Origin of the sequence: Streptomyces sp. CBMA152 (genome assembly GCF_014596475.1) — a bacterium.
Classification (GTDB): Bacteria; Actinomycetota; Actinomycetes; order Streptomycetales; family Streptomycetaceae; genus Streptomyces.
The window spans coordinates 105313-129599 of record NZ_MECJ01000028.1 but is presented as its reverse complement, the minus strand read 5'-3'; the positions used below and the strand labels follow the sequence as shown (position 1 = coordinate 129599).

The following is a 24287-nucleotide window of genomic DNA, read 5'->3' as shown; positions in this document are numbered from 1 at the left end:
ACGGAGCCTCAGTTCAGCATCGCCCGCGCCGCCCGGGCGCGCCCGCGGACCGTATCGGCGGTACGGGGTTCCACCGGCTCCAGGACGTCCGCGTACAGGTCGAGTTCGGCGGCTCCCCCGAGGAAGTCGCCGCGCTGGACGAGCAGTTGGGCCCGGTCGTAGCGCAGCCGGGCCGGGTGCGTGGGCAGCAGGAGGCTGAGGTCCAGCGCCCACAGGGCCACCGCGCTGTGCTCCGGGCGGGCCGACGCCCAGGCGCGGATGTTGTTGAGGATGCGCAGCACGATCGCCAGCGGGTCGGCCGGGGTCAGCATCGACGGGTCGAGCGGGGCGCCGGTGGCCCCGGCGACCAGCAGCTCCGCGTCCGCGCCGGTCAGCGGGCGGCCCCCGTTGAACGGGTCGGCCAGGATCCGCTCCTCCGGCCCGCCGAACCCGACGACGAAGTGGCCGGGCAGCGCCACCCCGTACACCGGGGCCCCGGCCCGACGGGCCACCTCGATCCAGATCACCGAGAGCAGGATCGGCAGCCCCCGGCGGCGCCGCAGTACCTCCGGCAGCAGCGACGACTCCAGGCGCTGGTACTCCGCCGGGGTGCCCCGGAAGTCACAGGCGCCGCCGAGCAGTTCCGCCAGCGCCTCGGCCCAGGCGCCCGCGCTGTCGACCCCGTACGGGAGCAGGCCCGCCAGCCGGTCGAGCTCCACCTGGGCCGCGTCCAGGCCGGGTTGGCCGAGCTCCGGGTCGGCCACCGCGCCGATCAGCAGGCACAGCATCGCGAGGTCCGGCCGCTCGCAGCGGGCCTCCTCGGTGAACTGCCCTCGCCAGTCGTCCGCGCCGGGGCTTTCGGGGTCCATAACCGCCTCGTACCCGTTCAGTGAGTTCGGAAGTGTGGTGCCGGGGTTCCGGTTTCGGTCGGTCGGTTCCGGGAGTGCCGATGGGACCGGAGGTTCCGGTTCCGACCGGGGTTCGTCAACCCGAGGGATGCCTGAAGTGGTGATACATGTGATGCGTCGCGAAGCCGAGCGCGTCGTACAGCGCCGCCGCCCCTTCATTGTCCGCCTCGACCTGGAGCCACGCCGCCGACGCGCCCTCGTCCAGGGCCTGCCGGGCCAACGCGGCCATCACGGCGGTCGCGAGGCCCTGGCGGCGCTGATCCGGGTCCACCTCGACCGCCATGAACCCGGCCCAGCGGCCGTCGATCACACACCGCCCGATGGCGGCGGGCGCGGCGCCCTCTGCCGAGGAGCCCTCCCCGGCCACCGTCGCGAACCACGTCGACGGGCCGCTCTCCAGGACCTTCAGGACGTGCGGGCCCGGAGTGCCCGTGCGCTGGTAGCGGCTGAGCCAGGCGGGGCCGACGGTGCGCGACAGCTCGACCCGTGAGACGTCCGCGTCGACGTCCCCGATCGGGGCAAGTGCGGCGATCCGCAGTTGGGCGCTTACTTCGCGGATCCACCCATCCTGTTCAAGATCGACACAGAGCTGTTCCTGGGTGCCCTCGGCGCCGGTCGCCGTTTGCACATACGTGGGAAGTCCACGCGCCGCGTACCACTGACGTACGTACGAAAGAGCGTCCGCGAGCGGTCTGCCCGGGTCGCCGAGCGGGAGGACCGAATTGGCCCGGCGGGTGAATCCGCCGACCGCCCGCAGCGTCCAGTCGCCCAGCGGCGCGCTCTCCACCGGCTGCCAGGAGCGCGCGCTGACCAGCGACAACTCCCGGAAGGTGGCGGCCGGGCCGCGCCGCCGGGCGGGCTCGGCCGGGACGACCTTGCCCGCGACCATCTCGCGCTCCGGGATGCGGACCGTCTCGCCGGTCCTGCGTGTGATCGACAGCACCCCGGCCTCCCACGATGTGAGAACGCCGATCGTGTCGGTGAACTTCTCGCCCCGCTCCCCGGTCGTCGCGAGGTGCCTGACTGATACCCGTTTGCCCTGATCTTCAGGCGTGATGCGGACGATCAACCGTCCGCCGGTGGTGAACTCCACAGCTCTCTTCGCCCCTCCTGTTCGGATCGCGCCCCGGAACGGAGATACTAGGTGTGGGCATCGACGACGCCGCGCTCCCGCGCGCCACGTGGACGGAGCCGCAGACCGGCCCGCCGCGCCCTATCGAGGAGGAACGACAGCGTGACCTACGTCATTGCGGAGCCTTGTGTCGACCTTAAGGACAAGGCATGCATCGAAGAGTGCCCGGTCGACTGCATCTATGAGGGCCAGCGGTCCCTCTACATCCACCCGGACGAATGTGTCGACTGTGGCGCCTGTGAGCCGGTCTGCCCGGTCGAGGCCATCTTCTACGAGGACGACACCCCGGAGGAGTGGAAGGACTACTACAAGGCGAACGTCGAGTTCTTCGACGAGCTCGGTTCGCCCGGTGGTGCCTCCAAGCTCGGCCTGATCGAGCGCGATCACCCCTTCATCGCTGCGCTGCCCGCCGACATCAACGCCGACAGCGAGCACTGACACCGACACCGACACCGTGTGTCCCCCCGGTCCCGTACGGCGCCCACCGCCTACGGGACCGAGGCGTTTCCTCACGTACGGAAACCGGTACGAGAAAGTGAGCACCTTCGTGGGCGCAGTCTCCGCACGTCTGCCCGTCTTCCCCTGGGACAAGCTGGAGCCGTACAAGGCGACGGCCGCGCAGCACCCGGACGGGATCGTGGACCTCTCCGTGGGCACCCCGGTCGACCCGGTCCCGGCGCTGATCCAGAAAGCGCTGGTCGCGGCCGCGGACTCGCCGGGCTATCCGACGGTGTGGGGCACCACCGAGCTGCGGGACGCGCTCACAGGATGGGTGGAGCGGCGGCTCGGCGCGGTCGGCGTCGGCCACCGCAACGTCCTGCCGGTCGTCGGCTCCAAGGAGCTGGTGGCCTGGCTGCCGACCCAGCTCGGCCTAGGCGCGGGCGACAAGGTCGCCTACCCGCGCCTCGCCTACCCGACGTACGAGGTCGGCGCGCGGCTCTGCGGCGCGGAGGCCGTCGTCTACGACGACCCGACCGAGCTCGACCCGGCCGGTCTCAAGCTGCTCTGGCTGAACTCGCCGTCCAACCCGACCGGCCGGGTCCTCGCCAAGGACGAGCTGGTCCGGATCGTCGCCTGGGCGCGCGAGCACGGCGTGCTGGTCTTCTCGGACGAGTGCTACCTGGAGCTGGGCTGGGAGGCCGAGCCCGTCTCGGTGCTGCACCCGGACGTCTGCGGCGGTACGTACGAGGGCATCGTCGCCGTCCACTCGCTCTCCAAGCGGTCCAACCTCGCGGGCTACCGCGCCGCGTTCATCGCGGGCGACGAGGCCGTGCTCGGCGAGCTGCTCCAGATCCGCAAGCACGGCGGCATGATGACCGCCGCGCCCGTGCAGGCGGCCACGGTGGCGGCGCTCGGCGACGACGCCCACGTCCAGGAGCAACGGGCGCGCTACGCCGCCCGCCGCACCGCCCTGCGTGACGCCCTGGTCAAGCACGGCTTCCGCATCGAGCACAGCGAGGCCAGCCTCTACCTCTGGGCGACCCGCGACGAGGGCTGCTGGGAGACCGTGGCGCACCTCGCCGAGCTCGGCATCCTGGTCGCCCCCGGCGACTTCTACGGCGAGGCGGGCGAGCGGTTCGTGCGGGTGGCCTTCACGGCGACGGACGAGCGCGTCGAGGCGGCCGTGAAGCGCCTGGGCGCCTAGGCGCGGTCGCTCTCGTACGCACGAGAAGGGGCCCCGGGGACAGGATCCCGGGGCCCCTTCGGCGTGTGCGGCAGGTGCTCAGCCGACGGGCAGGCCCTTGAGCGGCAGGGAGTCGGTGGACGGCAGGCCGCCCGTCGGCAGCTGGCCGCCGACCGGGAGGCCGTCCAGGGAGGCCGACTTGGCGGTCTGGCCGAGGAGGTCGCCCGCGTTGCCCGCCGCGTCGCCCGCCGCCTTCTGCGCGGCCGGGGTCGCCGTCTTGCCCGCCTTGCCGACGGTCTTGCCCGCGGCCGGGACCGCCTTCTTGACCGCCGAGCTGCCGGCGTCGCCCGCCAGGTTGGTGGCCTTCTGTGCGGCGCCGTCGACCGTGTTGCCGAGGTTGGCGCCGTCGAGCGCGCTCAGGCCGCTCAGGTTCGGGGTCTCCGGGAGACCGGCGGCGCTTGCGGAGCCGGCCGCACCGACCACGGGCGCTGCGCCCGCCGCGATGAGCAGCGCGACACGGGCGATCCGACGGGTCAGGGGGAGGGACATGATGCTCCTTCAGACAGGGACTGTTCTGATCTGTCCGGCGTTCGGACGCAGTGACAACCGGTCCAAGGGCGGCGGAGGTTGCGGTGATCCCATGTAAAGAGTTCGCAATGCGTCGCATTATCGGGTTCGGATAAAAACGGGCAAACGAACCGGTGGGTAGTCGTCTGATGTGACGTCAGATCCCCTTGTTCTCAAGGGAATTGACGATTCTTCGAGCCGGTGCGGGGGTGGGTGTACGAAACGGTGTACGGCGAAGGGTTCGGTGGCCCCTTACGAGTGGCCGACCGAATGGGCGGCCGAATGGGTGAAAGGCGCATTCACGGGTATCGCGAGCGCTGTTCGGTGCGCGCTATCCGGCGAGCGTGATCCGGACCTGGCCGAAGGCGCCGGACTGGGCGGCGTCACCGGCGGAGCCGGTGCTGGTGTCCGAGGCCGTGCCCGAGTCGGTGCGCCAGCCCTTGTGCGAGCCGGACACGTTCCAGGTGTGCCCGGCGTACGCCACCTGCTCGACGCGCAGGGTCGCCGCGTGGGCGACCGCCCAGTGCGCGAGCGCCCAGCCGCGCTGCTCGGCGCCGCCGTCGGCGTTGGCACCGGCCCGGGCGGGCGAGTGCACCGGGATGGTGACCTCGCGGCCGTCGCCCTTGTCGGGGGCCACGCCCGCGCCGAACGCGCGGGTCAGCTCGGCGCGCACCCTCGCCGGGTCGCCCGGGTGGGCGTCCTTGGCGACAGTGCAGGTCAGCGAGGCGGGCGAGCGGCCGGTGAGGGCCGCGGTGAGCAGCGTGGCATCCGGCTCGTGCTTCGCGTACGCCTGTGGGAAGCCGCTGCGCTGCACCTTCTGCGCGGCGACGGTCAGCGGCATCCGCGAGTAGCCGGGGACCTCGGCCAGGCGCTGGTAGAACTTCCCGGCCGCGTAGACCGGGTCCATGATCTGGTCCACGGTGCCCCAGCCCTGCGAGGGGCGCTGCTGGAAGAGGCCCAGCGAGTCACGGTCGCCGCGCGTGATGTTGCGCAGCCCGGACTCCTGGAGCGCGGTCGCGAGCGCGATCGTCACCGCGCGCTCGGGCATCCCGCGCGAGGTGCCGACCGCGGAGATCGTCGCCGCGTTCTCGGCCTGCTCGGGGCTGAGCTTGTAGGTGTCCCCGTCCCCGGATCCGACCGTGCATCTCGGCGCCCCGGGGCCTCCGCTCACGTACTGCGCCACCAGGTATCCGGCGACGGCGAGCAGAACGACGGCCGCGGCCGCGATACGGAAGAGGCGGCCGCGCCGGGCGGGTCGGGGGTGAGTGGCGGGGTGGGACACGGGACCACCGTACTGGAGGCCGCGGGAGGGGTCCGGGGCGGTGTGGGGCCGTACGGGGACCGGGGGCCGTGGCCGGAACCGGGGTGGTGCGGGGGGTGGGGGCGCACGTCGGCCGGAACACCCCGTCGGTGGTGCTCGCACTTCGGACAGTTCGGTCGGGGCCGGGTGGGGGCGCGCTAGGGTCGGAGCCATGGCTGACACCTCCCTTGACCTGACCCTTGACGGCCCCGAGCTCACCGCGTGGCTCGTCGACTTCCCGTCGGTGAGCGGGACGGAGAAGCCGCTCGCGGACGCGATCGAGGCGGCCCTGCGGACGCTGCCGCACCTCACCGTCGACCGGTACGGCAACAACGTGGTGGCGCGCACCGACCTGGGCCGGGCCGAACGGGTCGTCCTGGCCGGGCACATCGACACCGTCCCGATCGCCGACAACGTGCCGTCGCGGCTCGACGAGAAGGGCGTGCTGTGGGGCTGCGGCACCTCGGACATGAAGTCCGGTGTGGCGGTGCAGCTGCGCATCGCGGCGACCGTCCCCGAGCCCAACCGCGACCTGACCTTCGTCTTCTACGACAACGAAGAGGTCGCCGCACACCTCAACGGTCTCGGGCATGTGGCCGACGCACACCCTGACTGGATCGAGGGCGACTTCGCGATCCTCCTGGAGTCCTCCCGGGCCGAGGTCGAGGGCGGCTGCCAGGGCACCCTGCGGGTCCTGCTGCGTACGGAGGGGGAGCGGTCCCACTCCGCGCGCAGCTGGATGGGGTCCAACGCGATCCACTCGGCCGCCCCGATCCTGGCCAAGCTCGCCGCGTACGAGCCGCGCCGCCCGGTGATCGACGGCCTGGAGTACCGCGAGGGCCTGAACGCGGTACGGATCGAGGGCGGCGTCGCCAACAACGTCATCCCCGACGCCTGCACGGTCACCGTCAACTACCGCTACGCCCCCGACCTCAGCGCCGAGGAGGCGATCGCCCACGTACGCGAGGTCTTCGCGGACTGCGGCGTCGCCGAGTTCATCGTCGACGACCACTCGGGCGCGGCCCTGCCGGGGCTCTCGCACCCGGCCGCGGCGGCCTTCATGGCGGCGGTCGGCGGCACCCCGCAGCCCAAGTTCGGCTGGACCGACGTGGCCCGCTTCAGCGCGCTGGGCGTCCCCGCCGTCAACTACGGCCCGGGCGACCCGCAGTACGCGCACAAGCGGGACGAGCACGTGGTGGTCGAGCGCATCACCCAGTGCGAGGAGCGCCTGCGCGCCTGGCTGACCGCCTGAATTCAGCCATTGGTCACGTAGGCGGTCTTACGCTGGCGGGAGCACCATAAGCACCAAGCACGACCGCACCATCGCTTTTACGCACCATTGCACGACGCAACGACGTCAGCGGAGGGAGCACGGCATGGCCAACCCCGAGGGAGAGTTTCCGGCGGAGCAGCGGCTGGAGCAGCGGCTCGGGCCGGTGCTCCGCCGACGCGAGCAGGTCAAGCCAGGCACCACCGATCAGCGCCTCCTCGACACCGAGGGCGGCGACTCGGAGTGGGTGCACACCGACCCCTGGCGGGTGATGCGCATCCAGTCGGAGTTCGTGGAAGGCTTCGGCGCGCTCGCCGAACTGCCCAGCGCCATCAGCGTCTTCGGCTCCGCCCGTACGCCGGTGGGCTCACCGGAGTACGAGGCGGGCGTGCGGATCGGGCACGCGCTGGTCGACGCGGGCTTCGCGGTGATCACCGGCGGCGGGCCGGGCGCGATGGAGGCGGCGAACCGGGGCGCGCGCGAGGCGCGGGGCGTCTCGGTCGGGCTCGGCATCGAGCTCCCCTTCGAGCAGGGGCTCAACCCGCACGTCGACATCGGCGTCAACTTCCGCTACTTCTTCGTCCGCAAGACGATGTTCGTGAAGTACGCGCAGGGCTTCGTCGTGCTGCCCGGCGGGCTCGGCACCCTGGACGAGCTCTTCGAGGCGCTCACCCTCGTCCAGACCGGCAAGGTGACCCGCTTCCCGATCGTCCTGTTCGGCTCGGCGTACTGGTCGGGCCTGATCGACTGGCTCCGCGACACGGTGGTCGGCGGCGGCAAGGCCTCCGAACGCGACCTGCTCCTCTTCCACGTCACGGACAGCGTGGAGGAGGCGGTGGCGCTGGTGACGAAGGAGGTCGGCCGGTAGGGGGCCCCACCCCGCCCCTTCCCTAAACCCTCCGGGGGATCTCTTCAGCTGCGGACCGTGCTGGCTTGCTCGCGCAGTTCCCCGCGCCCCTTGATGGGCCCTTCGGGCCCCCTTAGGGGCGCGGGGAACTGCGCGACCAGCCCCCACCGGCGGTCAGTCGAACGTCAGCTCCCGGCAGGGTTTCGGGAAGGGGTGGGGTGGGGTCAAAAACCCGCTATGCCAGCCCGCGCCGCGCGACCGCCGGGGCCCGGTGGCCCGCGATGGACGCCACCATGTCCAGGACCTGCCGCGTCTCGGCGACCTCGTGCACCCGGTACACCTGCGCCCCCAGCCACGCCGACACCGCAGTCGTCGCCAGCGTCCCGATCACCCGCTCCTTGACCGGCCGATCCAGCGTCTCCCCCACAAAGTCCTTGTTGGAGAGCGAGACAAGGACGGGCCACCCCGTCGCCGTCATCTCCGACAGCCGACGCGTCGCCTCAAGACTGTGCCGCGTGTTCTTCCCGAAGTCATGACCGGGATCGATCATGATCCCGTCCCGCCGCACGCCCAGCGCGACGGCCCGCTCGGCCAGCCCCACGGTGACCCGCAGGATGTCCGCCATGACGTCGTCGTACGCGATCCGGTGCGGCCGCGTACGAGGCTCCACACCGCCCGCGTGCGTACACACAAGCCCCACCCCGTACCGCGCCGCGACCTCGGCCAGCTTCGGGTCGACCCCGCCCCACGCGTCGTTCAGCACGTCCGCGCCCGCCTCGCAGACCGCCTCCCCGACATCGTGCCGCCAGGTGTCGACGCTGATCACCACGTCCGGATGCCGCCGCCGCACCTCGGCCACGAAGCCGACCGTGCGCCGCGCCTCCTCCTCGGCCGTCACCTCCTCGCCGGGGCCCGCCTTGACCCCGCCGATGTCGATGATGGCAGCACCCTCTGACACCGCCTGCTCCACGCGGGCCAGCGCGGGCTCGTCGCGGAACGTCGCACCCTGGTCGTAGAAGGAGTCCGGGGTCCGGTTGACGATCGCCATGATCACCGGCTCGTGCGCGTCGAACTCGCGCCGTCCCAGCCGCAGCATCAGCTGTTTCCTCCTCGTATAGGTCGCCTGCGACCTTAACTGTCAGTCCCGCATGGCACGATCGGACCCGACGGTTTCCGGCTGCCGGGGAGAGGCTTCGCGCGTGTTCTGGTTCTTGCTGATCGCGTTGGTCGTGGTGGTCGCCGCGGTCACCCTGGCCGTGGTGGGCGGCGGCGACGACAGCGCCGTACTGCCGGATGCGGCGCCCGAGCGGCTGGTGGACCCGCTGCCGGCCGGCCGTCCCGTCGAGCGCGCGGACATCGACGCCCTGCGGCTGCCGATGACGGCCCGCGGCTACCGGATGGCGGACGTCGACGACGTGCTGAACCGGCTCGGCGCGGAGCTCGCCGAGCGTGACGCCCGTATCGCCGAGCTCTCCGCCGCGCTGGCCGCCGCGACCGCCCCGACGGACCAGGAGCCGCACCAGTGAGCTCCGCGATCCCCGGCCCGGACGGCCGGCTGCGCTGCCCCTGGGGGCTGTCCACGGCGGACTACGTCGCGTACCACGACACCGAGTGGGGCCGCCCGGTCCACGGCGACGACGCCCTCTACGAACGGCTGTGCCTGGAGGCGTTCCAGTCCGGGCTGTCCTGGATCACCATCCTGCGCCGCCGCGAGGGGTTCCGCCGCGCGTTCGCCGACTTCAAGATCGCCGAAGTGGCCGTCTTCACGGACGCCGACGCGGCGCGGCTGCTCACCGACGAATCGATCATCCGCAACCGCGCCAAGATCGAGGCGACGCTCGCCAACGCGCGCGTACTGGCCGACTGGGCCCCCGGCGAGCTCGACGAACTGATCTGGTCGTACGCCCCGGACCCCGCCACCCGCCCGGCCCCCCGCACCCTCGCGGACGTCCCCGCCGTCACGGACGAGTCCACGGCCCTCTCCAAGGCCCTGAAGAAGCGCGGCCTCCGCTTCATCGGCCCCACGACGGCGTACGCCCTGATGCAGGCGTGCGGCCTGGTGGACGACCATCTGGCCGACTGCGTCGCCCGAGGGGCGTGACGCGCGCGTAGCGAGTGACGGGGTACGCGGACCTCACGTACCCCGCATTTCACCCACACGGCCCAACGGGCATCCGCTGCGGTACCGCGTGCCTTTGTCCAGGAGGGCCTAGCGGCCCACGTACTTCGGCCGCTCCTTGGCGAGGAACGCCGCAACCGCGATCGAGTGGTCCTCGGACGCGCCAGCCCGAGTCTGGAGCTCGTCCTCCTTCTCCAGCGCCTCGGAGAGCGAGTGCCCCGCCCCGTACGCCAGGGACTCTTTCAGCGCCGCGTACGCCAGCGTCGGCCCGTCGGCCAGCGCGCGCGCCACGGCCGCCGCCTCGGCCGCCAGGTCGGCGGCCGGGACCAGCTTGTTCACGATGCCGAGCTCGTACGCCTCCTGCGCGGAGATCGAGCGCGGGAAGAGCAGCAGGTCGGCCGCGCGGGACTGGCCGATCAGCCGGGGCAGCGTCCAGGAGACGCCCGAGTCGGCGGTCAGGGCGACCCCCGCGAAGGACGTGTTGAAGGCCGCCGTGTCCGCGACCACGCGGTAGTCGGCCGCGAGGGCGAAGCCGAAGCCCGCGCCCGCCGCGACGCCGTTGACCCCGGCCACGACCGGCTTCGGCATCTCCGTGAGCGCCTTCAGGATCGGGTTGTAGTGCTCGCGGACCGTGCTCATCGTGGAGCCGGTGCCCGCCTCCCGGTCGGCCGCCAGCAGAGCGACGTGCTCCTTGAGGTCCTGGCCCACGCAGAAGGCCCGGCCGGTCGCGGTGAGCAGGACGGCCCGTACGGCGGGGTCGGCCGCCGCCTGGCGTGCCGCGTCCCGCAGGGCGACCTTCGCCTCGGTGTTCATGGCGTTCATGGCGTCGGGACGATTGATCGTGATCGTCGCGAGCCCGTCGGTCACCTCGTAGAGCACGGTGTCGGCCATTGGGATGGATCCCCTCCGTTGCGGTGTCGTGTCCGCCCAGCATGGCGGAGATCGTCACGGCCGCACATGTGACCTGCGTCAAACAAACTTCGGGCCCACCCCGACCCGAGGCGGCGAAGTATCGCAGGCGGATCGCCGAATTGGGTGGTTTTGATCGAGCGCGTTGCGCAAGCGATGCCGACCGATGTTGGTCATCGGGTCCTGCGATGCGGGATAATGACCTGGAAGCAATGTGTTCGATGCCGGTAACACGGTGCCTGTCATGGGGCCGCCGGCTGCGATGAGCTGGTTTCAGGAAGGGGAAACAGCATGGCGGCCATGAAGCCGCGGACGGGCGACGGCCCGCTCGAGGTGACCAAGGAGGGGCGGGGCATCGTCATGCGCGTTCCGCTCGAAGGCGGCGGTCGGCTTGTCGTCGAGCTGACCCCGGACGAGGCCGAGGCGCTCGGTGACGCGCTCAAGAAGGTCGTCGGCTGATACAGCGGGCTCGACCCGATTACTCTTCACCGCCCCGGCTCGGTACGCAGGTACCGGCCCGGGGCGGAGTCGTATCCCCAGGGCGTACGTTCGATGAAGGCGCGCCCCGCGCGAGGCGGTCGGAACCCGCGCCACGCGCGCGAGAGTTCGGACCCGCGCCACGCGCGCGCTCAGGCTGCGGCGAAACGCCCGGCGCTCAGACCCGCTTCACCGCGCACAGCAGCCCGTCGCCGACCGGCAGCAGCGACTCCACGAGCTCCTGGCTCTCCCGTACGGTCCGCAGCAGATCGCGCAGCCGCAGCACCTCGGCGGGCTGGACGCCCGAGTCGACCGTGCGGCCGTCCGCGAAGACGCCCTCGAAGCAGACGATTCCGCCGGGCCGCAGCAGGCGCAACGATTCAGCTAGGCAGTCGAGCGACTCCATCCGGTCGCCGTCGCAGAACACCAGGTCGTATCCGCCGTCCGCGAGCCGGGGCAGTACGTCCAGGGCGCGCCCGGGGATGAAACGCGCCCGGTTCCCGGCGAAGCCCGCCGCGCGGAACGCCTGCTTGGCGAACTGCTGGCGGTCCGGCTCCGGGTCGACGGTGGTCAGCACGCCGTCCGGCCGCAGGCCCTGGAGCAGATAGATCCCGGAGACGCCGGTTCCGGTGCCGATCTCGGCGACCGCCTTGGCGTCGGCGGTGGCAGCGAGCAGGCGCAGAGCGGCGCCCGTCCCCGGGGAAACCGAACGCAGGCCTGCCTCCCGAGCCCGCTCGCGAGCCCAGCGCAGCGCGTCGTCCTCGGCGACAAAGGCGTCGGCGAACGCCCAGCTCGTCTGCCGGTTGGCGGTAATGGCCCTCTCCTGTCCCCGTAGTTGGCGCGCAACGGTGACTGTATCCGCTGGACCCGGGAACCCGCAGATGGGACCGGGCGTTAAGAAGGGCGGGGGGAGCATATGGACGAGTACGGAAACCCGGTCCCCGAGCGGTCCGGGAAGCAGCGCGGTTCAAGGGATACGAACCCAGTCCCAAATGCGCGTAAAGATTCTTATCCGGAGCTAACGGGCGAGGTGGCTATGGTAGGGGCTCCACTGGACACCACCAGAGCCGACAGGGGAGGTGCGGCTGCGCCTGTGGATCGGGGAGGAGTGCTCCGGCGCTTTCTCAGGTCGGCGGGTGAGCCGAAATCCGTGACCAAGTTCGCTGACCGTTCCACGCCCGCAGACTCCGCAGCCACCGCGACCTTCGCCGACGCGGATTCCCCGGCGTGGACCCCTCCCACCTGGGAGGAGATCGTCAGCACGCACAGCGGCCGCGTCTACCGCCTCGCCTACCGCCTGACGGGCAACCAGCACGACGCCGAGGACCTCACCCAGGAGGTCTTCGTCCGCGTCTTCCGCTCGCTGTCGACGTACACGCCGGGCACGTTCGAGGGCTGGCTGCACCGGATCACCACCAACCTGTTCCTGGACATGGTCCGCCGCCGCCAGCGCATCCGCTTCGACGCGCTCGGCGACGACGCGGCCGAGCGGCTGCCCAGCCGTGACCCGTCCCCCCAGCAGGTCTTCAACGACGCGCACTTCGACGCCGACGTCCAGCAGGCCCTGGACACCCTCGCGCCCGAGTTCCGCGCCGCCGTCGTCCTCTGCGACATCGAGGGACTGTCGTACGAGGAGATCGCGGCCACGCTCGGCGTGAAGCTCGGGACCGTGCGCAGCCGTATCCACCGGGGCCGCTCGCATCTGCGCAAGGCCCTCCAGCACCGCTCGCCCGAGGCCCGTGCGGAGCAGCAGCGCGCCCTCGCGGGGGTGGCGCACGGCGCCCCGGGGGCGGTCGGAGAGGGGACCGCGTGACCGGCACCAGTCCCACCCCCGCCGAGCAGCATCTGGGGGACCGGCTCGCCGCCCTCGTCGACGGCGAGCTCAACCATGACGCCCGCGAGCGGGTCCTGTCGCATCTGGCGACCTGTCCCAAGTGCAAGGCCGAGGCCGACGCCCAGCGCCGCCTCAAGAACGTGTTCGCGCAGACCGCCCCGCCGCCGCCCTCCGAAGGGCTGCTCGCCCGGCTCCAGGGGCTGCCCGGCGGTCCCGGAGGTGACGCCGACGGTCGGGGACCACTCGGCGGGGGGCGCTTCTCCGGGGGCGTCTTCACCACCCCGGGCTCGCTGAGCGATCCCATGAGCGGCTTCGAGTACGTGCCCGGTGGGGCGCACGCGGCCGTCCTCGGCGGCGACCTGCCCGGACGCGGCTTCCGCATCCACGAGGTGGGCCGCCCGGAGGAGCGCTCCGGCTCGCCGTGGCGCGGGCGCCGGTTCGCGTTCGCCGCCGCGAGCGCGGTGTCCCTGGCCGCTATCGCCCTCGGCGGCGCGATGCCGTCGGACTCGGGGCCGGATACGACGGCCCGGGGCGAGGGGTCCGGGAGCAATGTGACTCCTTTGCGAGCCCAGGGTCCGTCGGCCGGGTCGGCTTCGGGGACGCCGCTGTCCGTTGAGTCGGAGCGTCGGTACGGTGGCGCGGCGAGTGCGCCCGTCGTCCCGGAGTCCTCGGCGCCCGCGACCATGGGCTTGGCCGGGCTCAACGGGGTGCCGTCGCAGCCCACGTCGCAGAACGCGTTCCGTGCAGCGTTGTTGAGCGGGTCGTCTCTGCCGCCGCTGATACGTCCCGCCGTCGCCGTGCTGGCCGTGCGGCCTGCTTCCCTGATGCCTACGCTCCCGGGGGCGACACCGTCCTCGCCGCCTACGCATTTGGCTGCGCCTCAGCGTTGAGCGCTTCGCGTGGGGTGCGGTGTTTTCGGCTGCGGACCGTGCTGGCTCGTCGCTCCCCCAAGCTCTCCCGTGTCACAACCCCGCGCCCCTTATGGGGCGCGCACCCCGTCAAACCTGGTTGAATTCCCGGGAGGGTGCCCCTCAGGGGCACGCGCGTCAGTTGCGGGGAGAGCATGAACGACGGGAAGCCCACCGGGGCCAAGGCGAGATGGTGGAGCCGTCCCACCCAGCGCGGGGGCGGTTCCGGCGCCGAGGAGACGTACGACCTGGCTCCGCCTGTCGGAGCGGAACCCGCGCCGGACGCGGAGCCGTACCCGCTGGCCGAGGGCGTGCCCGTCGAGGACGAGTCGGCGTATCGGCTGGCGCCGCCCGCGCCGGCGGGGCAGACCGGTGCGGGCGAGCCCGACGGCGCTCCGGAGACGCCCTCGGAGATACCCGCCGAGCCCGTCGACGCTGCGGCGCAGCCCGCCGCACCCGTTGACGGCTCGGCCGAGGCCGCTGACGTCGCCGAAGTCGCTTCGCCGGTGCGGCCGTTGCACGACCCCGATCCGTATGGGACTCCGCCCTACGGCGGGCCCGGGCCGTGGGCGCCCGCGCCGCCGGTGCAGCGGCCGACGCCGCCCGGCGCGCCCGTGGTGCCGCCGCAGGCCGCGTACCCGGCACCGCCCGAGGGCCCGGCACCCGTACCGCAGCCGGGTGCCGCCTACCCCGCACCTGAAGGCGTACCGCAGGCGTCGCCGTCGTCGCAGTGGGTGCAGTACGACCCCTGGGGCGCGAGCGGGCAGCCGCTGAGCTCGGCCGGGGTGCCGCAGAAGGCGAAGTCGCGGCGCGGCGCGCTGGTGCTCGGGGCCGTCGCCCTCGCGCTGGTCGCCGGTGGCATCGGCGGCGGGGTCGGGGCGTACGTCGAACGCAACGGCGGTGTCACCCACGTGAACCTGCCGCAGGCGGGCAAGGGGCCCGTCGGGCGGGCGCCCGACAGCGTCGCCGGGATCGCCGCCAGCGCCCTGCCGAGCGTGGTCACGCTGCACGTCAGCGGGGACAGCGAGTCCGGCACCGGCACCGGCTTCGTGCTCGACACCGCCGGGCACATCCTCACCAACAACCATGTGGTGCAGCCCGCGGGCTCGTCCGGCGACATCAGTGTGACGTTCAGCGGCGGCGAGACCGCCCGCGCCACGGTGGTCGGCCGCGACTCCGGGTACGACCTCGCGGTGGTCCGGGTCACCGGTGTCTCCGGGCTGAAGCCGCTGCCGCTCGGGAACTCCGAGAACGTGCAGGTCGGCGACCCGGTGGTGGCCATCGGCGCCCCCTTCGACCTCTCCAACACCGTCACCTCGGGCATCATCAGCGCCAAGGAGCGCCCGATCACGGCGGGCGGTGAGAAGGGCGACGGCAGCGACGTCAGCTATGTCGACGCGCTCCAGACCGACGCCCCCATAAACCCGGGCAACTCGGGCGGCCCGCTGCTCGACTCGCGTGCCCACGTCGTCGGCATCAACAGCGCCATCCGCGCCGCCGGCAACAGCGACAGCGGCGGCCAGGGCGGCTCCATCGGCCTGGGCTTCGCGATCCCGATCAACCAGGGCAAGCGGGTCGCCGAAGAGCTGATCAACACCGGCAAGGCCACCCACCCGGTCATCGGTGTGACCCTCGACATGAAGTACACCGGCGACGGGGCCCGGGTCGGCACCAAGGCCGCCGACGGCAAGCCGTCCGTCACCCCCGACGGCCCCGGCGCCGCCGCCGGCATCAAGCCCGAGGACGTGATCACCAAGGTCGACGGCCAGCGGGTGCACAGCGCCGAGGAGCTGATAGTCAAGATCCGCGCCCATCGCCCCGGCGACCGTCTGGAGCTGACCCTCAAGCGCGGCGGCCAGGAGCAGCGCCTGACCCTCACGCTCGGCTCGGCGACCTCCTGACGTCCGTACGGCGCTGGTAGGACGCCTGTCCTCCGCTTGTCCCACCGGGTCACCTCTCGGTCACCCGTGGGCAAGCGGCGGCCAAACGTCACCGGGTAGGTACCGTTTCGACAGTTTCGACGGGTACCGTGGAGCGGTCCATGACTGGACCCGGGAGCAGAGCCACGAGGAGCAGCAGGTGTTCAACGACATAGGGCCCATGGAGCTCGTCACCCTGGTGATCCTCGCCGTGCTCATCTTCGGCCCGGACAAGCTCCCCAAGCTGATCCAGGACGTCACCGGGTTCATCCGCAAGATCCGCAGCTTCTCGGAGACCGCCAAGGCGGACATCCGTGCCGAACTCGGCCCGGAGTTCAAGGACTTCGAGTTCGAGGACCTGAACCCGAAGACGTTCGTACGCAAGCAGCTCATGGACAACGACGACCTGGGTCTCAAGGAGATCCGCAACAGCTTCGACCTGCGCAAGGACATGGAAGAGGTCGCGGACGCGGTGCACGGCCGCGAGAGCGCGCCCACCACGGCCGCCAACGGCTCGGCGGGCGCCTCCTCCGCGACGCCCGACCTCCTCAAGAAGCGCGAGAAGCTGGATCCGGGCGAGCGCCCCCCGTTCGACGCCGACGCGACCTGACACGCCCCCACTGCTTCCGTCTGCTTGCGCACGGGGCGTCAATCTGAGCCACGTCAGCACCGTCTTTCCCGGTGACCACGGCCGGGGTGGCTATCCTCCATAAGTCCGGCAGCCAGGTCGCCCGAGGGGGGCGGGCCGCGCCGGACACCTACGGATCGAGGAGGCGGCCGGGCAGTGGAGACGACGAGTCGGGTAACGGCACAGGGGGCCACCGAGGACACCCCGTCCACACCAGAAGGGGTGCCGGCGGCCCGGCGTACGGTCGACGGCTATCTTCGGGCGCCGTTCGCCTGGTACGGCCTGGACGAGGCCTTCACGGGGCCGCGCTGGCTGATGCAGGTGGCCACGGCGGCCGACGGCACCGTCCAGCACGGGTCCACCGGCCACGGCGACGAGCCGTCGATACGGCCCGACGCGGCCGACCGCTCGGCCGCCGAGCGCGAGCGGTTCGCGGTGGTCGTGAGCGTCCCCGCCAACCCGATGCGCCGCAGCGGCGACGGTACGGGCGTCCTGGAGGCCACCTCGGTCTCCTCCGCGGCCTGGCTGGCCGGGTCGGGGCTGCTCGCGTTCACCTGGCCCGCGCAGATGGACCACGTCCTGCGCGGCGACTGGCTGGACCAGCAGACCGAGGCGGCGTGGGAGCTGGCGGACGATCTCGCGGGTCCTGACTGGACCACGCTGTCGCTGCCGGTCGACGGCGTCGCCACCCCGTTCCACTACCGGGAGTCGGAGTTCGGCTGGGTACTGGCTGGCTCTGCCGGAGACGGTGTGCATCTGGGGGCGTACGGGCGCGGCATGAGCGCGTACGGGCTCGGTTTCGCCGTTGTCAAGGACATCACGAGCTACGCGTGACGCTTCGCGGGCGCGGTGTTCGTCTGCGGGCCGGTGGGGGCTTGTCGCGCAGTTCCCCGCGCCCCTAGGCAGCTGTGGTTCGGGTACACGTAAGGGGCGCCCCCAATTGCGGGGCGCCCCTTACGTATATCAGCCCTAGAACTTATTACGCGGCGTGATCCCCAGCGACATCCCCGACAGACCGCGCGCCCGGCCGCCCAGCTTGCCCGCGATCGCTCGCAGGGCGGCGCCCGCGGGGGAGTCCGGGTCGGAGAGGACGACCGGCTTGCCGTCGTCGCCGCCCTCGCGCAGACGGACGTCGATCGGGATGGAGCCGAGCACCGGCACGTTCGCGCCGGTCGTCTTCGTCAGGCCCTCGGCGACCTTCTCGCCGCCGCCCGTGCCGAACACGTCGACCATCTCGTCGCAGTGCGGGCACGGCAGGCCCGCCATGTTCTCGACGACGCCGACGATCTTCTGGTGGGTCTGGACCGCGATCGAACCGGCCCGCTCGGCGACCTCGGCGGCCGCCTGCTGCGGGGTGGTGACGACCAGGATCTCCGCGTTCGGGACCAGCTGGGCCACCGAGATCGCGATGTCGCCCGTGCCCGGCGGGAGGTCCAGCAGGAGCACGTCCAGGTCGCCCCAGTAGACGTCCGCCAGGAACTGCTGGAGGGCGCGGTGGAGCATCGGGCCGCGCCAGACCACCGGGGCGTTGCCCGGGGTGAACATGCCGATCGAGATGACCTTCACACCGTTCGCCGACGGCGGCATGATCATGTTCTCGACCTGGGTGGGACGGCCGTCCACGCCCAGCATGCGGGGCACCGAGTGCCCGTAGATGTCGGCGTCGACGACACCGACCTTCAGCCCGTCCGCCGCCATCGCCGCGGCCAGGTTCACCGTCACCGAGGACTTGCCGACGCCGCCCTTGCCGGACGCCACCGCGTACACGCGGGTCAGCGAGCCGGGCTTGGCGAAGGGCACCTCGCGCTCGGCCGTGCCGCCGCGCAGCGACGTGGCGAGCTCCTTGCGCTGCTCGTCGCTCATCACGTCGAGCGTGACGTCGACGCGCGTGACGCCCTCGACCCGCTCGACCGCCTCGGTCACGTTCTTCGTGATCGTGTCGCGCATCGGGCAGCCGGAGACGGTCAGATACACCGTGACGGCGACCGCCCCGTCCGCCCCGATCTCGACCGTCTTGACCATGCCGAGCTCAGTGATCGGGCGGTGGATCTCTGGGTCGTTCACCGTCGCCAGTGCTTCGCGCACCGCGTCATCCGTAACCATATGGAGATGGTACGGCGCCGGGTCCCGCCCCCGGAAAGCCCTAACGGCGGTCTGATTCGTCACTTCCGTACGGGGGCTCCGCCGGGAATACGACGCGGCGGTCCTCCATCTCCTTCATCAGGTCCTGCAGTTCCGAGCGGATCCAGTCACGTGTGGCGACCTCGCCCAGGCCCATCCGCAGCGCCGCGATCTCCCTGGTCAGGTACTCGGTGTCGGCGATGGAGCGCTCGTTCTGCTTGCGGTCCTGCTCCAGGTTGACCCGGTCGCGGTCGTCCTGCCGGTTCTGCGCGAGCAGGATCAGCGGGGCCGCGTACGAGGCCTGGAGCGAGAGCGCCAGGGTCAGGAAGATGAACGGGTACTCGTCGAAGCGCACGTCGGCCGGCGCGAAGATGTTCCAGACCACCCACAGGATGATGATCAGGGTCATCCAGACGATGAACCGCCCGGTCCCCAGGAAGCGGGCGATCCGCTCCGAGAACCGGCCGAACGCCTCCGGGTCGTACTCCGGCAGCAGCCGGGGCCGGGGCGCGCGCGGCTGGTCGAGCCGTGCGCGGCCGCGCACCACCGCGCTCGCGCCGGCCGCTGCGCGCGTGCGCTCGCGCTCCTCCGTGCGATCAGCCATGCGGGACCCCCTCCGAGCCGTCCGTGCTGTGGAACTCCGTCTCGCGCCAGTCGTCGGGCAGCAGGTGGTCGAGTACGTCGTCGACGGTCACCGCGCCGAGCAGCGACCCGCTCTCGTCCACGACCGGCGCCGCCACCATGTTGTACGCGGCGAGGAAACTGGTCACGGCGGGCAGCGAGGCGTCCGGCGACAGCGGCGGCAGATCGCTGTCCACGATCGACGACACCAGCGTGAACGGCGGATCGCGCAGCAGCCGCTGGAAGTGCACGGTGCCCAGGTACTTGCCGGTCGGCGTCTCGTCGGGCGGCCGGCACACGTACACCTGCGCGGCGAGCGCGGGCGAGAGGTCCTGCTGGCGCACGCGCGCGAGGGCGTCGGCGACGGTGGCGTCCGGCCGCAGCACGATCGGCTCGGTGGTCATCAGACCGCCCGCCGTGCGCTCCTCGTACGAGAGCAGTCGTCGCACGTCCGCCGCGTCGTCCGGCTGCATCAGCGTGAGGAGGCGCTCCTTGTCCTCCTCGGGCAGCTCGGAGAGCAGGTCGGCGGCGTCGTCCGGGTCCATCGCCTCCAGGACGTCGGCGGCCCGCTCGTCCTTGAGCTTGCCGAGGATCTCCACCTGGTCGTCGTCCGGCAGCTCTTCGAGTACGTCGGCGAGCCGGTCGTCGTCGAGGGCCGCGGCCACTTCCGCGCGCCGCTTGGGGGAGAGGTGGTGCATCACATTGGCGAGGTCGGCCGGACGCAGCTGCTCGAAGGTGGCCAGCAGGTTCTCGGCGCCCTGGCCGTGCTCCTCCAGCGAGAAGCCGGTGACGGCCGACCACTCGACGGTCAGCGTCTCGCCCTTGCGCCGCAGTGCGCCGCCCTTGCCCCGGCGTACGAAGACCTTGTCGATCTCCCAGTCGCGGCGGGCGGGCAGCTGCTGGATGGCCACGTCCAGGACCGTCGCCTGCTCGCCGGTCTCGACCAGGGTGACCCGGCGGTCCAGGAGTTCGCCGAGGACGAGCCGTTCGGTGGGGCGCTGTTCGAAGCGGCGCAGATTGACGACGCCGGTGGTGATGACCTGGCCCGACTCGACGCCGGAGACCCGGGTCATCGGCAGGAAGATGAGCCGACGTCCGACCACCTCGACCACCACGCCGAGCAGCCGGGGCGGGCGGCGGCCGACCCGGAGCATCGCGACCAGATCGCGCACCCGGCCCACCTGGTCGCCGTTGGGGTCGAAGACGGCGACACCGGCCAGGTGCGAGACAAAGATCCGGGGGGCGCCTGCCGCCATGCTGAGCGCCTCCTAGTGGCGTGATCCGACCTTGTTGCGGCCTGAAATGGCGCTGAATATCTGATTCAGGTTAGCCGGTGATCATCCGGTACGCCCTTGCGGGTCGTCCGTACGGCTCTCCGCTGGGCAGCGTAGACCGCCCGGGTAGGGTGCGGTCTGCCGACCCCGACTTCGCGCCCACGTCGCGCGCCTCGACGAAAGGCTGTGTGCCGGTGAGCACTCGCTTCCTGTCCGTACGTGCCCGCCGGGCCGCGCTCCCCGTCGCGCTCTGCGCGGGGCTCGCCACGGCCGTCACGGCGTGCGCCTCGGACCCGGACGAGGGCACCAACGGCGTCGGCAAGCTCTCCGCCACCGACATCGAGGGCAGGGCGCGCACGGCGGCGGACGGGGCCGACGCGGTCCGGCTCAGCGGCACCCTGGTGAGCAAGGGCGGCTCGTACAGGATCGACATGCGGCTGAAGGGGACCGGCGGCACCGGCACGGTCACCTCGAAGGACAGCACGTTCGCGCTGCTGCGGGTCGGCGACGAGCTCTATCTCAAGGCGAGCGCGGGGTTCTGGTCGCACAACGACAAGGGCTCGGACAGCGCGGCCGCCGCCGGCAAGCTCGACGACAAGTACGTCAAGGTGCCCTCGGGCGACCCCTCGTACCAGGAGCTGCGCGGCTTCACCGAGAAGGGCGCGCTGCTCAAGGGCATGCTCGGGCTCCAGGGCGAACTGTCCAAGGGCGACCGGTCCAAGGTCGGCGAGGTCCGCACGATCCGCGTGAAGGCGGGCAAGGACGGCGAGGGCGGCACGCTGGACGTCGCCCTGCAGGGCACCCCGTATCCGCTGCGCTTCGAGCGCGCGGGCGGCGCGGGTGTGCTCGAACTCGCCGACTGGAACAAGGACTTCACGCTCGCGCCCCCGTCGAAGGACGCCACGGTCGACTACGGCCGCCAGCTGCCGAAGGCGTAGGGCGCGGTACGCGTCACCGCCCTCGTCAGCCCCGCCTGCCCTTGCGCTTGCGCTTCATCAGCAGCCTCGGCAGCGCCGCCGGGACCGGGTGGCGGGTGGTGGCCGGGGTCTCGACCGGGCGGGCCGCCAGCGAGCCCTCGGGCATCTCCGTACGCGTCCGAAGCGGTGCGAGGCGCAGCAGTCGGCACTCGCGCGCCCAGCGCCCGGTCATCGCCTCGCCGTCCGGCGCGTTCAGCCGCTTGCCCTTGAGCTCGGCGACCACCGCGTCCCACAGCTCACTGCCCGGAGCGACCTCGCTCACCGCGGCGGTCCAGGCGACCAGGCGGCCGCCCTTGTCCTTGCTGCGGACGGTCACCTCGGCGGTGCCGCCGTCGGCCAGGCCCTCCAGCGGCTGCTCGCCGGGGCCGCCGCCCACGACGTAGGCCGCGCCCTCGTGCCAGGCGTGCCACAGCGGACGGTCGGCGGTCCCGGTGCCGCGCACCCAGATCAGCCCCGACTTCTTGGTGGCCTCCTCGACGAGGGCCTGGTCGAGCAGCGCACTTGTCATGGGGTCACCTTATGGGACGGCCACGACCCCACCGGAGGGTTGTCCACAGCACGGGCCGACAGTTACGTAAATATGTTTAGCCCCTTACGATGCCGTTGTGCCCTCCACCGCCACCACTCCTGCCGTGACAGCCGGGAACGCCGCTCCGGCCGTCCCCCGGCTGGACTTCGCGCTGCTCGCCGTCGCGATCCTGAGCGTGTCGCTCTCCGCGCCGCTCATCGCCGCGACGGCGGCTCCCGCGCTCGCCATCGCGTTCTGGCGCAACGCCATGGCGGTGGGAGCGCTGACCCCGCTGGCGGCGCTCAAGTACCGGGCCCAGCTGCGCGGGCTGACGCGGCGCGAGGTGGGGCTCGCGGTCGCGGCCGGTGCGCTGCTCGCGGTGCACTTCGGGCTGTGGCTGCCGAGCCTGCGGATGACGTCCGTGGCGTCCTCGACCGCGCTGTGCACGACCACGCCGATCTGGACGACCATCGCGCTGCGCCTGCGGGGCCACCGGCCGCCCATGCTGGTGTGGGCCGGGACGATGGTCGCGTGCGTGGGCGTGGTGATGCTCACCGGTATCGATCTGACCACGTCCTCGCGCGCGTTGGCCGGTGACGCGCTCGCGCTCGGCGGCGGCATCGCAGCGGCCGGATACGTGCTGCTCGGGGCCGAGGTGCGGCGCACCGTCGACACCGTCCCGTACACGTACGTCTGCTACGGCACGGCGGCCCTCGGCCTGCTCACCGCCTGCCTGTTCAGCGGCGCGGACCTCACCTCGTACTCGGGCACCACCTGGGCCAAGCTGGCCGCGCTCACCGTCGCCGCCCAGCTGCTCGGGCACTCGCTGCTCAACCGCGTGGTGCGCGCGCTGGGGGCGTCCGTGACGTCCACGGCGATCCTCCTGGAGACGCCGGGCGCGGCCCTGATCGCCGCGCTCTGGCTCGGTCAGCAGCCGCCCGCGCTCGCGTGGCCCGCGCTCGCCGTGATCCTCGCCGGACTCGCGCTCGTCGTCAGAGCCAGCCGTTCCGCTTGAGCGTGCGGTGGATGACCAGGCAGCTGCCGGCGATGGCGGCGAGCACGATCGGGTAGCCGTACTTCCAGTGCAGCTCCGGCATGTAGTCGAAGTTCATGCCGTACACACCGCACACCATCGTCGGTACGGCGATGATCGCCGCCCATGAGGTGATCTTGCGCGCGTCCTCGTTCTGCGCGAACGACGCCTGCGCGAGGTTCGCCTGGAGGATCGAGTTCAGGAGCTCGTCGAAGGCGACGACGTGCTCCTGCACGCGCGCGAGGTGGTCGGCGACGTCGCGGAAGTACTTCTGGATGTCGGGGTCGACCAGCCGCATCGGGCGCTCGCTGAGCAGCTGCATCGGCCGCAGCAGCGGCGAGACGGCCCGCTTGAACTCCAGCACCTCGCGCTTGAGCTGGTAGATCCGTCCGGCGTCCGTGCCGCGCGGGCTGCCCTTCGTCGGTGGCGAGAACACATCGATCTCGACCTCGTCGATGTCGTCCTGCATCGCGTCCACGACCGCCAGATAGCCGTCGACGACCTGGTCGGCGATGGCGTGCAGCACCGCCGAGGGGCCCTTCGCCAGCAGCTCGGGGTCGTCCTGAAGTCGCTTGCGCAGCGCCCGCAGTGAGCCCTGGCCGCCGTGCCGGACGGTGATCACGAAGTCCCGCCCGGTGAAGCACATCACCTCGCCGGTCTCCACGACCTCGCTGGTCGCGGTGAGTTCGGTGTGCTCCACGTAGTGGACCGTCTTGAAGACGGTGAAGAGCGTGTCGTCGTAGCGCTCCAGCTTGGGCCGCTGGTGGGCGTGCACCGCGTCCTCGACGGCCAGCGGGTGCAGCCCGAACTCGGCGGCGATCCCGGCGAATTCGGCCTCGGTCGGCTCGTGCAGACCGATCCAGGCGAACCCGCCGTCGTCCCGTACGCACCGCATCGCCTCGCGCGGCGACAGGCACGACTGCGCCTCGGTGCGCACCCCGTCGCGGTAGACCGCGCAGTCGACGACCGCGCTGCTGGCGGACGGGTCGCGGGTCGGGTCGTACGAGTTGTACGGGGCGGAGGTCTTGCGCAGCGACGGGCGCAGCGAGGGGCGGACCGCGGCGCGCAGGTCACGGATCATCGACATGGCAGGACTCCTTCACGGAGGGGCCGCCGGCGGGCGTGGCGCTGCCCGGAATGGGGACGTGACGCGACGACTGCGTACATCTGCGTACGTCCGCAAAGCGGGCGGTACCGCGGGCGCGGTGACGGCGTTCGCTACTGAAACGGACAAGGCAAGGCGATGTGCTCTTCCGTCGTGCGCGATGCCACGAGATGCAGGAGACTCATGTGTTTCCCGGCATGTTCGCCGGGTAGGGAGGTCTCGATCAC

26 protein-coding genes are annotated in these 24287 nt (G+C 71.8%); 14 read left to right on the top strand and 12 right to left on the bottom strand.

The window, feature by feature from the left end; genetic code table 11:
* Window positions 1–8: 8 nt before the first annotated feature.
* Together BG418_RS24105 and BG418_RS24100 are read right to left on the bottom strand one after the other, a co-directional pair.
* On the bottom strand, window positions 9–848 hold the full coding sequence (locus tag BG418_RS24105) for a transglutaminase-like domain-containing protein (protein ID WP_188276065.1): 840 nt from the start codon (window positions 846–848) through the stop codon (window positions 9–11).
* Between the two features lie 115 nt (window positions 849–963).
* A complete protein-coding gene (locus tag BG418_RS24100; protein WP_188276064.1) occupies window positions 964–1980 on the bottom strand; it encodes a GNAT family N-acetyltransferase in 1017 nt (338 codons plus the stop codon).
* Window positions 1981–2121: 141 nt separating this feature from the next.
* Here BG418_RS24100 and fdxA point away from each other — a divergent pair, with 141 nt between their 5' ends.
* Both fdxA and BG418_RS24090 read left to right on the top strand, forming a co-directional pair.
* Window positions 2122–2457 (top strand): ferredoxin, encoded by a 336-nt coding sequence (gene fdxA / locus BG418_RS24095; protein ID WP_188276063.1) that lies wholly within the window; start codon window positions 2122–2124, stop codon window positions 2455–2457.
* A 109-nt stretch (window positions 2458–2566) separates the two neighbouring features.
* Window positions 2567–3664 (top strand): bifunctional succinyldiaminopimelate transaminase/glutamate-prephenate aminotransferase, encoded by a 1098-nt coding sequence (locus tag BG418_RS24090; RefSeq protein WP_188276062.1) that lies wholly within the window; start codon window positions 2567–2569, stop codon window positions 3662–3664.
* 78 nt (window positions 3665–3742) lie between these two features.
* Here BG418_RS24090 and BG418_RS24085 read toward each other — a convergent pair whose 3' ends face one another.
* Both BG418_RS24085 and BG418_RS24080 read right to left on the bottom strand, forming a co-directional pair.
* On the bottom strand, window positions 3743–4192 hold the full coding sequence (locus tag BG418_RS24085) for an ATP-binding protein (protein WP_188276061.1): 450 nt from the start codon (window positions 4190–4192) through the stop codon (window positions 3743–3745).
* Window positions 4193–4541: 349 nt separating this feature from the next.
* Complete coding sequence (locus BG418_RS24080) at window positions 4542–5492, bottom strand: hypothetical protein (protein ID WP_317453742.1); 951 nt, start codon at window positions 5490–5492, stop codon at window positions 4542–4544.
* Between the two features lie 190 nt (window positions 5493–5682).
* Here BG418_RS24080 and dapE point away from each other — a divergent pair, with 190 nt between their 5' ends.
* Both dapE and BG418_RS24070 read left to right on the top strand, forming a co-directional pair.
* Window positions 5683–6762, top strand: a complete 1080-nt coding sequence (gene dapE / locus BG418_RS24075; RefSeq protein WP_188276060.1) for a succinyl-diaminopimelate desuccinylase — start codon at window positions 5683–5685, stop codon at window positions 6760–6762.
* Window positions 6763–6886: 124 nt separating this feature from the next.
* Window positions 6887–7648: a TIGR00730 family Rossman fold protein gene (locus BG418_RS24070; protein WP_188276059.1), complete on the top strand. Its 762-nt coding sequence runs from the start codon at window positions 6887–6889 to the stop codon at window positions 7646–7648.
* A gap of 214 nt (window positions 7649–7862) precedes the next feature.
* On the opposite strand, the gene folP is transcribed toward BG418_RS24070, so the two are convergent.
* Entirely contained in the window at window positions 7863–8723 is an 861-nt protein-coding gene (gene folP, locus BG418_RS24065; RefSeq protein WP_188276058.1) for a dihydropteroate synthase, read from the bottom strand.
* 103 nt (window positions 8724–8826) lie between these two features.
* Here folP and BG418_RS24060 point away from each other — a divergent pair, with 103 nt between their 5' ends.
* Window positions 8827–9153 (top strand): DivIVA domain-containing protein, encoded by a 327-nt coding sequence (locus tag BG418_RS24060; protein WP_399000036.1) that lies wholly within the window; start codon window positions 8827–8829, stop codon window positions 9151–9153.
* Window positions 9150–9728: a DNA-3-methyladenine glycosylase I gene (locus BG418_RS24055; RefSeq protein ID WP_188276056.1), complete on the top strand. Its 579-nt coding sequence runs from the start codon at window positions 9150–9152 to the stop codon at window positions 9726–9728. Before BG418_RS24060 ends, BG418_RS24055 begins: the two co-directional genes overlap by 4 nt.
* A 108-nt stretch (window positions 9729–9836) precedes the next feature.
* Here BG418_RS24055 and BG418_RS24050 read toward each other — a convergent pair whose 3' ends face one another.
* Window positions 9837–10637, bottom strand: coding sequence for an enoyl-CoA hydratase/isomerase family protein (locus BG418_RS24050; protein ID WP_188276055.1), 801 nt, complete (start codon window positions 10635–10637; stop codon window positions 9837–9839).
* 309 nt (window positions 10638–10946) lie between these two features.
* On the opposite strand from BG418_RS24050, the gene BG418_RS24045 reads away from it, so the two are divergent.
* Entirely contained in the window at window positions 10947–11114 is a 168-nt protein-coding gene (locus BG418_RS24045; protein ID WP_009997451.1) for a DUF3117 domain-containing protein, read from the top strand.
* Window positions 11115–11310: 196 nt separating this feature from the next.
* On the opposite strand, the gene BG418_RS24040 is transcribed toward BG418_RS24045, so the two are convergent.
* Entirely contained in the window at window positions 11311–12048 is a 738-nt protein-coding gene (locus BG418_RS24040; protein ID WP_188276054.1) for an O-methyltransferase, read from the bottom strand.
* Window positions 12049–12168: 120 nt separating this feature from the next.
* Between BG418_RS24040 and sigE the strand changes: the two genes are divergently transcribed.
* The 5 genes from sigE (at window position 12169) to BG418_RS24015 (ending at window position 17255) form a co-directional block, all read left to right on the top strand.
* A complete protein-coding gene (gene sigE, locus BG418_RS24035) occupies window positions 12169–12945 on the top strand; it encodes an RNA polymerase sigma factor SigE (protein WP_188276053.1) in 777 nt (258 codons plus the stop codon).
* Window positions 12942–13856: a zf-HC2 domain-containing protein gene (locus BG418_RS24030; RefSeq protein ID WP_188276052.1), complete on the top strand. Its 915-nt coding sequence runs from the start codon at window positions 12942–12944 to the stop codon at window positions 13854–13856. Before sigE ends, BG418_RS24030 begins: the two co-directional genes overlap by 4 nt.
* Window positions 13857–14029: 173 nt before the next feature.
* Window positions 14030–15775 (top strand): trypsin-like peptidase domain-containing protein, encoded by a 1746-nt coding sequence (locus BG418_RS24025; protein ID WP_188276051.1) that lies wholly within the window; start codon window positions 14030–14032, stop codon window positions 15773–15775.
* 178 nt (window positions 15776–15953) lie between these two features.
* On the top strand, window positions 15954–16403 hold the full coding sequence (locus BG418_RS24020; protein ID WP_188276050.1) for a sec-independent translocase: 450 nt from the start codon (window positions 15954–15956) through the stop codon (window positions 16401–16403).
* 174 nt (window positions 16404–16577) lie between these two features.
* Window positions 16578–17255 (top strand): hypothetical protein, encoded by a 678-nt coding sequence (locus BG418_RS24015; protein ID WP_188276049.1) that lies wholly within the window; start codon window positions 16578–16580, stop codon window positions 17253–17255.
* A gap of 135 nt (window positions 17256–17390) precedes the next feature.
* Here the strand turns inward: BG418_RS24015 and BG418_RS24010 are convergent, their stop codons facing one another.
* From BG418_RS24010 to BG418_RS24000, 3 genes are read right to left on the bottom strand one after another with little or no spacing between them, the layout of a single operon-like run.
* A complete protein-coding gene (locus BG418_RS24010) occupies window positions 17391–18524 on the bottom strand; it encodes an Mrp/NBP35 family ATP-binding protein (protein WP_188276048.1) in 1134 nt (377 codons plus the stop codon).
* Window positions 18525–18564: 40 nt separating this feature from the next.
* Window positions 18565–19146, bottom strand: a complete 582-nt coding sequence (locus BG418_RS24005; protein WP_188276047.1) for a DUF1003 domain-containing protein — start codon at window positions 19144–19146, stop codon at window positions 18565–18567.
* On the bottom strand, window positions 19139–20419 hold the full coding sequence (locus BG418_RS24000) for a magnesium transporter MgtE N-terminal domain-containing protein (protein WP_188276046.1): 1281 nt from the start codon (window positions 20417–20419) through the stop codon (window positions 19139–19141). Before BG418_RS24000 ends, BG418_RS24005 begins: the two co-directional genes overlap by 8 nt.
* A 212-nt stretch (window positions 20420–20631) precedes the next feature.
* On the opposite strand from BG418_RS24000, the gene BG418_RS23995 reads away from it, so the two are divergent.
* Entirely contained in the window at window positions 20632–21375 is a 744-nt protein-coding gene (locus BG418_RS23995; protein WP_188276045.1) for a hypothetical protein, read from the top strand.
* Window positions 21376–21400: 25 nt separating this feature from the next.
* Here BG418_RS23995 and BG418_RS23990 read toward each other — a convergent pair whose 3' ends face one another.
* A complete protein-coding gene (locus tag BG418_RS23990; RefSeq protein ID WP_188276044.1) occupies window positions 21401–21922 on the bottom strand; it encodes a hypothetical protein in 522 nt (173 codons plus the stop codon).
* 97 nt (window positions 21923–22019) lie between these two features.
* On the opposite strand from BG418_RS23990, the gene BG418_RS23985 reads away from it, so the two are divergent.
* The gene (locus BG418_RS23985; protein ID WP_188276043.1) at window positions 22020–22937 is read left to right on the top strand and encodes a DMT family transporter; all 918 of its coding nucleotides are present in this window, start codon (window positions 22020–22022) and stop codon (window positions 22935–22937) included.
* On the opposite strand, the gene BG418_RS23980 is transcribed toward BG418_RS23985, so the two are convergent.
* Complete coding sequence (locus BG418_RS23980) at window positions 22915–24042, bottom strand: magnesium and cobalt transport protein CorA (protein ID WP_188276042.1); 1128 nt, start codon at window positions 24040–24042, stop codon at window positions 22915–22917. The two genes, BG418_RS23985 and BG418_RS23980, sit on opposite strands and share 23 nt — an antisense overlap.
* Window positions 24043–24287: the final 245 nt, after the last annotated feature.